The organism is Inconstantimicrobium porci, from assembly GCF_009696465.1.
GTDB lineage: Bacteria > Bacillota > Clostridia > Clostridiales > Clostridiaceae > Inconstantimicrobium > Inconstantimicrobium porci.
This window is the reverse complement of sequence record NZ_VULX01000032.1, coordinates 18,151-27,635: the sequence shown is the minus strand read 5'-3', so window position 1 is coordinate 27,635 and position 9,485 is coordinate 18,151. Positions and strand designations below refer to the sequence as shown.

At 31.6% G+C, this 9,485-nt stretch carries 13 protein-coding genes and 1 pseudogene; 9 read left to right on the top strand and 5 right to left on the bottom strand.

Translation table 11 applies throughout. The features are described from left to right. Positions 1-148: pseudogene (locus tag FYJ33_RS14275) on the top strand (IS30 family transposase); the annotation flags it as partial. A gap of 91 nt (positions 149-239) precedes the next feature. Beyond that, a complete protein-coding gene (locus FYJ33_RS14270) occupies positions 240-431 on the top strand; it encodes a DUF6440 family protein (protein WP_154532428.1) in 192 nt (63 codons plus the stop codon). 232 nt (positions 432-663) lie between these two features. On the opposite strand, the gene FYJ33_RS14265 is transcribed toward FYJ33_RS14270, so the two are convergent. Continuing rightward, positions 664-1,203, bottom strand: coding sequence for a hypothetical protein (locus FYJ33_RS14265; RefSeq protein ID WP_154532426.1), 540 nt, complete (start codon positions 1,201-1,203; stop codon positions 664-666). A 197-nt stretch (positions 1,204-1,400) separates the two neighbouring features. Here FYJ33_RS14265 and FYJ33_RS14260 point away from each other — a divergent pair, with 197 nt between their 5' ends. The 5 genes from FYJ33_RS14260 to FYJ33_RS14240 all read left to right on the top strand — a co-directional run bounded on the left by FYJ33_RS14260 (position 1,401) and on the right by FYJ33_RS14240 (position 5,026). Then, positions 1,401-2,657, top strand: coding sequence for a Y-family DNA polymerase (locus tag FYJ33_RS14260; RefSeq protein WP_154532424.1), 1,257 nt, complete (start codon positions 1,401-1,403; stop codon positions 2,655-2,657). Between the two features lie 391 nt (positions 2,658-3,048). Next, a complete protein-coding gene (locus FYJ33_RS14255; RefSeq protein ID WP_154532422.1) occupies positions 3,049-3,306 on the top strand; it encodes a hypothetical protein in 258 nt (85 codons plus the stop codon). A gap of 59 nt (positions 3,307-3,365) precedes the next feature. Continuing rightward, positions 3,366-3,593 carry a hypothetical protein gene (locus tag FYJ33_RS14250; protein WP_154532420.1) on the top strand — a complete coding sequence of 76 codons (228 nt, stop codon included), beginning with the start codon at positions 3,366-3,368 and terminating at the stop codon, positions 3,591-3,593. A 327-nt stretch (positions 3,594-3,920) separates the two neighbouring features. Beyond that, positions 3,921-4,658 (top strand): alpha/beta fold hydrolase, encoded by a 738-nt coding sequence (locus FYJ33_RS14245; RefSeq protein ID WP_154532418.1) that lies wholly within the window; start codon positions 3,921-3,923, stop codon positions 4,656-4,658. A gap of 20 nt (positions 4,659-4,678) precedes the next feature. Then, complete coding sequence (locus FYJ33_RS14240; RefSeq protein WP_235900868.1) at positions 4,679-5,026, top strand: cupin domain-containing protein; 348 nt, start codon at positions 4,679-4,681, stop codon at positions 5,024-5,026. A 329-nt stretch (positions 5,027-5,355) separates the two neighbouring features. Here the strand turns inward: FYJ33_RS14240 and FYJ33_RS14235 are convergent, their stop codons facing one another. The 3 genes from FYJ33_RS14235 to FYJ33_RS14225 form a co-directional block, all read right to left on the bottom strand. Next, on the bottom strand, positions 5,356-5,637 hold the full coding sequence (locus tag FYJ33_RS14235; protein WP_321106783.1) for an SDR family NAD(P)-dependent oxidoreductase: 282 nt from the start codon (positions 5,635-5,637) through the stop codon (positions 5,356-5,358). Continuing rightward, positions 5,606-6,169 (bottom strand): DUF4261 domain-containing protein, encoded by a 564-nt coding sequence (locus FYJ33_RS14230; protein WP_154532416.1) that lies wholly within the window; start codon positions 6,167-6,169, stop codon positions 5,606-5,608. Before FYJ33_RS14230 ends, FYJ33_RS14235 begins: the two co-directional genes overlap by 32 nt. A 110-nt stretch (positions 6,170-6,279) precedes the next feature. Further along, positions 6,280-6,549: a hypothetical protein gene (locus FYJ33_RS14225; RefSeq protein WP_154532414.1), complete on the bottom strand. Its 270-nt coding sequence runs from the start codon at positions 6,547-6,549 to the stop codon at positions 6,280-6,282. A gap of 232 nt (positions 6,550-6,781) precedes the next feature. On the opposite strand from FYJ33_RS14225, the gene FYJ33_RS14220 reads away from it, so the two are divergent. Next, positions 6,782-8,164 (top strand): MATE family efflux transporter, encoded by a 1,383-nt coding sequence (locus FYJ33_RS14220; protein WP_154532412.1) that lies wholly within the window; start codon positions 6,782-6,784, stop codon positions 8,162-8,164. A 117-nt stretch (positions 8,165-8,281) separates the two neighbouring features. On the opposite strand, the gene FYJ33_RS14215 is transcribed toward FYJ33_RS14220, so the two are convergent. After that, complete coding sequence (locus FYJ33_RS14215) at positions 8,282-8,710, bottom strand: hypothetical protein (RefSeq protein ID WP_154532410.1); 429 nt, start codon at positions 8,708-8,710, stop codon at positions 8,282-8,284. Between the two features lie 180 nt (positions 8,711-8,890). On the opposite strand from FYJ33_RS14215, the gene FYJ33_RS14210 reads away from it, so the two are divergent. Continuing rightward, on the top strand, positions 8,891-9,457 hold the full coding sequence (locus tag FYJ33_RS14210; protein ID WP_154532408.1) for a TetR/AcrR family transcriptional regulator: 567 nt from the start codon (positions 8,891-8,893) through the stop codon (positions 9,455-9,457). Positions 9,458-9,485: the final 28 nt, after the last annotated feature.

Genomic DNA, 9,485 nt, shown 5'->3' with positions numbered 1-9,485 from the left:
CCCCAAGGGAAAGCGTATATCTGATTATAGTGTTGATAACATAGGGTTTATTGAAGAATGTATGAACACTCTTCCACGTAAAATCTTAGACTACCGAACTCCAGAGGAGCTTTTTGAAAAGTACCTCGATGAGATCTATGCAGCTTAAAAATTCAAGGGTTCAAATGGAAAAATAAAATTAGTTCAATTTGTTATTGCAATTTATCATTAATATAATAAATAAAACAGGAGATATTTTTATGTTTGAAAAAGAGAAAAAACCAAAAAGATTTGTTATTAAGGAAGAGCAGAATTTAGGATTGGCAGGAGTGTATGTTGTAGTAGATACTGCTACTGGTGTTAATTATATTATGCCAGTTGGCGGAAATGGTCCAAGTGGAATTACTCCATTACTTGATTCAAATGGAAATGTCATAGTTGATGCTCATTAATAGAAATATAAAAAGAATATATAATAGGTTGCTTTTTTAATGTATAGAAATTGCATTGAAAAGGGTGGAATCTTAATGCTGTAAAGCGTTGAAAATAAAGATTTACACGTTAATACAAAAAATAGTAGAATGCAATTCCGTCCTTTAGTCATCAAGGGGTGAAAGACATATGAAGAAACGACTTGGAGCGTGTGGACGGAGGCTTCGGAATATGTTTTTCACCCTTTTTTAATTATAGTCCACTATGACTTTGGATTTTTCTTAGTATTTTAATATCCATATTATTAGAAGCAGCAGTATCTTTAACGACTTCAATTGTATCAGCAAGATTTGTAACTTCTTTTGCAGTGTATGTTACGGCCTGTTCAATAATTTCAATACGATCATTGATGGATTTTTTATCATCTGAAGTATTACGTCCAAGTTCTTCTTTAAAAGCGTGCTGCCCTTCTGCAAGAAGTTTCACATTACTATCAAGCTTTTCGAGTAGTATAGAATTCTTAGATATATCCTTTTTCATATTGGAAATATCAGACTTCATATCTGTCATTTCAGATCTCATATTGGAAATATCAGACTTCATATCTGTCATTTCAGATCTCATATTGGAAATATCAGATTTCATGTCTGTCATTTCAGATCTCATATTGGAAATATCAGATTTCATGTCTGTCATTTCAGATCTCATATCTGTCATTTCAGATTTCATTGACTGCATTTCAGAGTACATTTTACTCATTAATTCGAATAAATCATTAGTGTTTTTTTCCATAATGACACCTCACGTAGAATAAGTAGCTTAATTATAACAGATTTTAATATCCATTAAAAGAATATTAAGCTCTAATTATATTTTATCTAAATGTTCGCAAAATATACGCACATATATTCCCTAAAAATACTTTACAAACAAACGTGCGTTCTATATAATGTAATCAAAACAAGATTGTATGATTAGGAGCATGAAGTATGATAAGCAAAAATGATAGAATAATTTTTCATATTGATGTAAATTCAGCATACCTTTCATGGACAGCAGTGAAGCTTCTTCAGTATGGAAGCACTCATGATATAAGAAAGGTGCCATCTGTTATTGCAGGAGATAGTGAGAACAGGCATGGAATTATTTTAGCTGCATCTATTCCAGCAAAGAAACTGGGCATCAAGACTGGTGATGTTTTGTGGCAGGCAAAAATGAAATGCAGAGATCTAGAAGTATATCCGCCGGATTATGACTGGTATATGAAAAGCAGCAGGGCGCTTGTAGATATGCTTTATGAATATTCACCTAAAATTCAGAGATACAGCATAGACGAATGTTTTATGGACTGTTCAAATTATAGAGAAAATTATGTGGGTATTGCAAAGTCACTTAAGGCAAGGATTTCAGAAGAGCTTGGTTTTAACTGCAATATTGGAATTTCGCAGAATAAACTGCTTGCAAAAATGGCAAGCGATTTTAAACCGAAAAATTCTGTTCATACACTTTTTAAAGATGAGATTGAGAAAAAGATGTGGCCATTGCCTGTAGGAGAACTTTTTATGGTGGGCAGGGCTACGAGGACAAAGCTTACAAGGCTTAACATTAACACCATAGGAGAGCTGGCGTCATTTGATGTCAATATACTTAAAGGATTCTTGCATTCACAGGGACAGCTTGTACATGATTATGCAAACGGTATAGAAAATTCAGAAGTAAGATCTTCAAATTATCTTGATATAAAAGGACTTGGAAATTCAATAACTATAGCTTATGATGTTGATAATTTTGAAGAAGCATCAAGAATACTGCTTTCGCTTACAGAAAGTACAGCAATGAGACTAAGGGAAAATGGCAGTCTATGCTCTCTTGTAGCGGTCAGCATAAAAACAGATACCTTTATTTCATATTCGCATCAGAAAAAACTGACAAGAAGTACTGACTGCACAAGTGAAATATTTGAAGGTATAAAGCAGGCATTTATAGAGTGCTGGAAGGGTGAAAATATAAGACAGCTTGGTGTGAGACTGACAAAATTAAGCAGCAATGAGTATAGGCAGGAGAATCTTTTTGATTATGTTGCGTCTGAGAAACAGGTAAAACTTGATACAACGATAGATGCTTTAAGAAAACGATATGGCAAGGACAGCATAGTGCGTTCCATATTTATAAATTCAGGTGTAAAAGCAATAGAGGGAGGAACAGGATCTCATAGCGATTACCCAATGATGGGAAGCATACTATAGCGTAAATGCTAGTACGCTATTTAAACTTAAATAAATATATAATTTACTCGATAAACTGAAGTTTATCATTAATGTATAATTTATAATGTAGAATGTATAATTTCGGATTGAACTCCCCTGAGTAAGTTCCAGCCAAGGCATAAGCGAATATACCAAATCGAAGATTTGGAATACCTGCTTAAAAAGAGAACACATTTCTCTTTAAAACACTTTACAGTACTAACTCAGAGGTTTGGAGGTATCCTCCATTGAAATTTAGAAATCCGTTTACGGATTTTATCCTGAATTATACATTATACAATATTCACTTTACATTATAGCTTCAAATTTGTATTTATCGAGTTGTTTATATTATAAGGATAGAGTAATTATTTGGAGGCATATATACGATATGAAGGTTGTTTCTAAGAATATAGAGATGATAGCTTACTTTAAAACTGATGGTAGTATAAGGCCTATAAGGTTTAGAATTGAGGAAGAACAGTGTGAAGTAATAAAAATAACTAAGATTCTGAGGGTAGAAATGGAGAAACTATGCGGAAATAAAATGATGGTTTATACGTGCTGTGCATTAATAGATGGAATTGAGAAAATATTTGAAATAAAATATGATCTTGCAAAGATGAAGTGGATATTATTTAAGATATAAAGAACTTTATAGAAAACACGAATAAATAAATAATATTTTTACTAAAGAGGAGAATAACAATGGGCAAATTGATTAAGTGGGTAATGCTTTTAATATCATGTTCTGTATTATTTGGAAAGGGAGAACTTCCTAGTGATTTTGTTATGATAGTTTCTATTCTTATGTTTTTAGGAAGCGTTATCTGGATTATATATGATTGGTATGAAGGCAAGTCTGGTGCTCAGAAACAGAATATCAGAAATACCGGCAGAGCTTTAGATATACTAATGAAGTTTTTTGGAAGATAAAACTTATATGATTAATATCATGCTGTCATAATATACAAAAGCATGATATAATAATATCTCAATGCTAAATTATTTTATATAAAGAAAGTACAACCGAAACTGTACTTTCAGTTTTTAAATTCTCCAGAACTACAGCTGGGGAATTTTTTTATAGTGTAGGAAATTGCATTCAAAAAGGTGAAGTTTTAATGCTGTAAAGTGCTGAAAATAAAAGATTTGCAGATTTGTGATTTTATCTTTTAGTAATCCTTTTTTATTTACAAATAATTGCTTTGTAAGTTATTATAGTCATAAGAATAATTATTTTAATTTTATTGGAGATGGAAAATGATATTTAAGAAGTTCACAAATAAAGGTAAGCCTGTTATTATACTTATTCATGGTGGTGGATTATCATGGTGGAATTATAAAGATGAGATTATGCTTTTAAAGGATGACTTTGAAGTGGTTCTGCCTATAATTGATGGTCATGGTGAGGATTATGGAACTGAATTTAAAAGTATTGAGCATTGTGCAGAAGAGATTATAGAATATATTCATAAAAATTATGATGGCAGGGTATTCCTTATAGGAGGACTGTCATTAGGAGCACAAATTTTAACAGAGATACTTTCAAGAAAAACTGACATATGTGAAAAAGCAGTAATTGAAAGTGCTCTTGTTGTTAAAGACAAGCTAATTAATGCTATTATAGGGCCGTCAATAAAAGTTTCATATGGACTTATCAAGAAAAGATGGTTTGCAAGAATGCAGTTTAAGAGCCTTAATATTCATGAAGAGCTATTTGAAGATTATTATCATGATACATGCCTTATAAAAAAAGATAACTATATAAATATATTAAAGAGTAACAGCAGTTATAATTTAAAGGATAGTATTGAAAATAGCAAAGCAGATGTACTGATACTTGTAGGCCAGAAAGAAGGCAGAAAGATGATAAAATCAGCTGAACTTCTTAATAAAAAGATTAAAGGCACTAGACTTAAGATACTTAAAGGGTATACACATGGGGATTTAAGCATAAATCATGCAGAAGAGTATGTAAAATATATAAGAATGATGTAAACAAATCAGGAGGAATAGTTATGGATATACAAAAGACAAATATGAAGGTTGTTGATAAGGTAGAATTAAATCCAATAAATATTGAAAGTTTAGGTGATTCAAAGAAACTTTTAGGGATAAATTCAAAATTCAAAACAATGTATTTTAACTTTGAAGAGGGAAAAGGACTACCTGATCATGTACATAATAGTTATGCTTCAATTTTTGTTTATGATGGTAAAGTTGAAATTACATTTACTACAGGTGAAAAGTTTATGCTAGATAAAGGAGGCTATCTTGCCTTTGATGCAAGAGTTAAGCATAACGTAATTGCACAGGTACCTAGCAGAGTGCTTGTAAATATATCAGCAGAATTGAATGTAAAATAGTGTTGAATGTAAATTTGAAATATAAAGAAAAAAATAACTTGAGTATACATATAGATTTTTAAGGGTAATTGGAAGATATGACTATTATAGGGTGCAATATACTTGGTTATTGAAGCTAATTATATTGATGAACTGCAGAAAACGGGAGTACCCTGTCATTTTGTAGTTGGCAATCATAATTCAGATGAATTCTCTATTGACACTGTTCTTAAGTTCTTTAATCTTAAGCAAAGCTGGTATTCATTTATTAAAGGTAATATAAAATTCATAGTGCTGGATGCAAATTATATTAAATCCTCTAAAGGGTAAAAACCTTATAATAAGCGTAATTACAACAAGACTGATGATGAATATCCTTTAACTGCATGTTTTGAAGCACAGTAAGCAGGATTTCCAGGAACACCTACAAGGCCTGCAACAGAACCAACATTAACTATAACGCCTCCGTTATTCTGTTTAATGAACTGATTTAGTTCATATTTACATGAAAAAGATATAGAGTAAAAATTATTTTTCATTGTATAATCCATATCTTCTTTAATGATATACATATTTATTGTGATGATTATGAAGTAAGCATTAGTAGTTGATTTTGATACTTTCGCCTTCAACTCTTACTGCTTTAGATTTTGTTATTTTAAGCTGTTGATCTGATGCAAAGCTTATTGTTTCACCATCTCTAAAGTACATGTCATTTTTAATTACATATTCACATACATAGAATAGGAAATCTCTAAGTTCTTCAAGGCTGTGCTTGCTGTTTAGTATTTCAATTTCCATCTTGCCAAAGGCATCAAGTCCGTATGTATAAGCTGAATTACCTTTTTCATCCTGTCCAAGACCAATATAAGTCCAGTCTGGTATTGGTAGAGCTCCTTTTTTAAGAATGTCAGCTACTGCATTGTAGAATTGAGGCTGAAATACAGTTCCTGATGTGTATATTCCAAGTGCGTTTTCTGCTTTAAGGCATGATGATGCTACTTTTGAAAAAAGTGATGCACATTCTATTGAGTCATTATTATGGTTTATGACGATAACCATGACATGTGCCTGATGTTTTTTAGTTTCTTCAACTGCGTCTTTCCACATATAATTGCATTCTGCAAAATATTCAGCTTCACCATCTGGTATCGGTACATCCATCAATGATACTGCTACCAGGTTTTCTCCTATATTAAATACAAGATTATCATCCTTGATGTCGCATTCATCTTTATCAATTTCTATACCCCATTCATTTTTAAGATTGTCAATTATACTTTTAAAATCCCAGCTGCTGTTTTTTCATTATAAACTACAAATTCACTAAATGTATGACCAAATGATTCGCCATTCTCGTCATATCCAGATACTCCTACAAGCCATTTTCCCAAAAAACTTTTTTTGAATTTTAATATGTAGTAATGAGCATCATCATAATCAAATTCTCCTGCAACTTCAATTTTAGAAGGTGCTTTTCCAAGTTCGTGTTCGTCGCTAAGCCATTCAATCATATCTGTAACAGCTTGTCCTTTTAAATCCATATTGTTAACCCTCCTTACATTTTATAACATTATAACAATTATATGGCAAAATAAAACGATTAAAAGTGCGTGACTAGAGTAGAGATGATGGGATAACTTTAGTTTAGCTTTTATATTTTAATTTTTTGTGTAAAAAATTAATAAAAATAAAGTTTTATGTATGAAATAAATAATAATAGTTTATAATAATTAAGTATGACAATTCTAGAATTTACGTAATGGGGGTGAAATTTTGAACGTAAAGAAATACATAGGAGACAAGAAGTTTTATAAGATAGTGCTTCTTATTGCAGTTCCTATAATGATACAGAATGGTATAACCAACTTTGTGAGCATGCTTGATAACATAATGGTTGGCCAAGTAGGAACAGATGCAATGAGTGGAGTTGCCATTGCGAATCAATTCATATTTATATTTAGTCTTTTTATATTTGGAGCAATATCAGGGCCAGGAATATTTGGGGCTCAGTTTTATGGCAATGATAATCATGACGGAGTAAGACAGACATTTAGATTTAAACTTATTCTTTGCGCAATAATAAGTATCATAGGAATATCAGTGCTTGGGATATTTAGAAATGAAATTATATCAACATTCCTTCATGAGGGAAGTACAACAGGTAATATAGCAGAAACATTAAAGTATGGTAGTGGCTATCTTGCAATTGATATAATTGGTCTTTTACCATTCGCAGTGATGCAGTGTTATTCAAGTACTTTAAGAGAAACTGGTGAAACAGTAGTACCTATGAAGGCTGGAATTGTGGCTGTATTTGTAAATTTATGCTTCAACTACCTGCTTATCTTCGGAAAGGCAGGATGCCCGAGACTTGGTGCATATGGAGCAGCAATAGCTACAGTAATTTCAAGATTTACTGAATGTGCAATAGTCGTTACATGGACACACAGACATAAGGAAAGAAATAAGTTTATCAATGGAGCTTATAAAAACTTTAAGATTGAAGGCAAGCTTGCAAAACATATAGTAATAAAGGGTACGCCTCTATTATTAAATGAGGGACTTTGGGCAATGGGAATATCATTCTTAAATCAGATTTATTCACATGCAGGTCTTGCAGTTGTAGCAGGAATGAACATATCAAATACGATTTATAACGTATTTAATATAGTGTTTATATCACTTGGAAATGCAGTTGGAATTATTATAGGGCAGCTTTTAGGTGCAGGAAAAATGAAGGAAGCCAAAGAAACAGACACAAAGCTTATTGTATTCTCAGTTGTGAGTTGTGCAGTACTTGGAGTTATTCTTGCTGCTATATCACCATTTTTTCCACTTATGTATAACACAACAGATGAAGTAAGACATTATGCTACAGCATTTATATGCATAGTTGCTCTATGTATGCCGCTTGATGCATTTATGAATGCTTCCTATTTTACATTAAGATCTGGAGGAAAGACTTTTATAACATTCCTTTTTGATAGTATGTCAGTATGGGTAATTGCAGTACCATGTGCATATATTTTGATGAATTTTACAAGCTTAAGTATCATACCTCTTTACCTGATATGTCAGCTTATAAGCATTATAAAATGTATACTAGGCTACATACTTGTTAAAAAGGGAGTATGGATAAGAAATATAGTAGTCTAAAAAGTTAAATAGATAATATAAATAAAGAGCAGAAGTATACTAACTGGTGTACTACTGCTCTTTTATTAAAAGAGTTTTGTGTATTTTATTGTTTTTGCTAAGTCCTGAAGAGCTGAGCTAAACTGAAAATGATATATTAGTGAAACTGCTATCACAAGGATAATGCAGAGTGCTGCTATGAAGACATATCTTATTAGATTTTAATGCAAGTGATTTTGATGCATATAAAAGCTTAGATGTATCATTTTTTGATGAATCAGCTTTGGAAGTATAATAATGCGATAGTATAGGTTTATAAAATACTAAAACGAGAGCTATGACTGCTGAAATAATTGCTGCTGAGATTATTATGGGAATTATTTTAATGTGTTTTGTTTTTTCATGAACTACATCACTAATAGGAACTATATCAGTCTGCAGTGAAATTTCTGTATCTGCAATATTTTCTGGAGCTGATAATAAGTTATTGGCTGTAGCACACCCGCAGGATTTGCAGTATTTGTCTTCTGGTTCAATAACAGAACCACATTTTCGGCAGTAATTCATTAAGTTTACCTCATTTAAGATATATTTTTAAAGCTTATCTATATAAAAAGTATAGCTCAAACAAGTCAATTATACAATTTATGTATAAAATAGTATTTCAACATAATGAATGAATATTATTCATTGACATTTAAATACAGCAGTGCTATATTAAAGATGAGCTCAGAGGAGGAGATATTTATGACGCGTGTAACTAAGGAACCAGCTCAGCGTAGACAGGAGATTCTCGATACAGCAATGAAGCTGTTTTATGAAAAAGGTTATGAGAAAACATCAATTACAGACATAGCAAAAGCAATGGGGGTAGCCCAGGGGCTGTGTTATAGATATTTTTCATCAAAGGAGGAAATCTTTGATACAGCAATAGATCAGTATGCAGAAGTTCTTACAAATAAGATGAAGAGCAGCGTTAATTTTGATATGCCGCTTAAGGAAATGATATTCAATATGTCTACATTTAAAGATGTAGAGACTGATGATAATTTTTATTACAAGGTATGCCATGGTACTGAAAAGAAAAAAATACATTACCAGCTTTCAATGAAGATATGTGAAAAGATGATGCCATATGCAACAGCTATTGCAGAGAAGGCAGTAGAAACAAAAGTAATAAAACCAATTAATACAAAATCATTAGCATCATATGTGATTTATGGTCAGCTTGGAATTCTGCTTGATGATACACTTACAGCTGATGAGAAGCTGGAAAACATAAAAGAAATGTTAAATAGATTATTAAATATATAGTTAAAAGGACTGTCAATATTAAAAAATA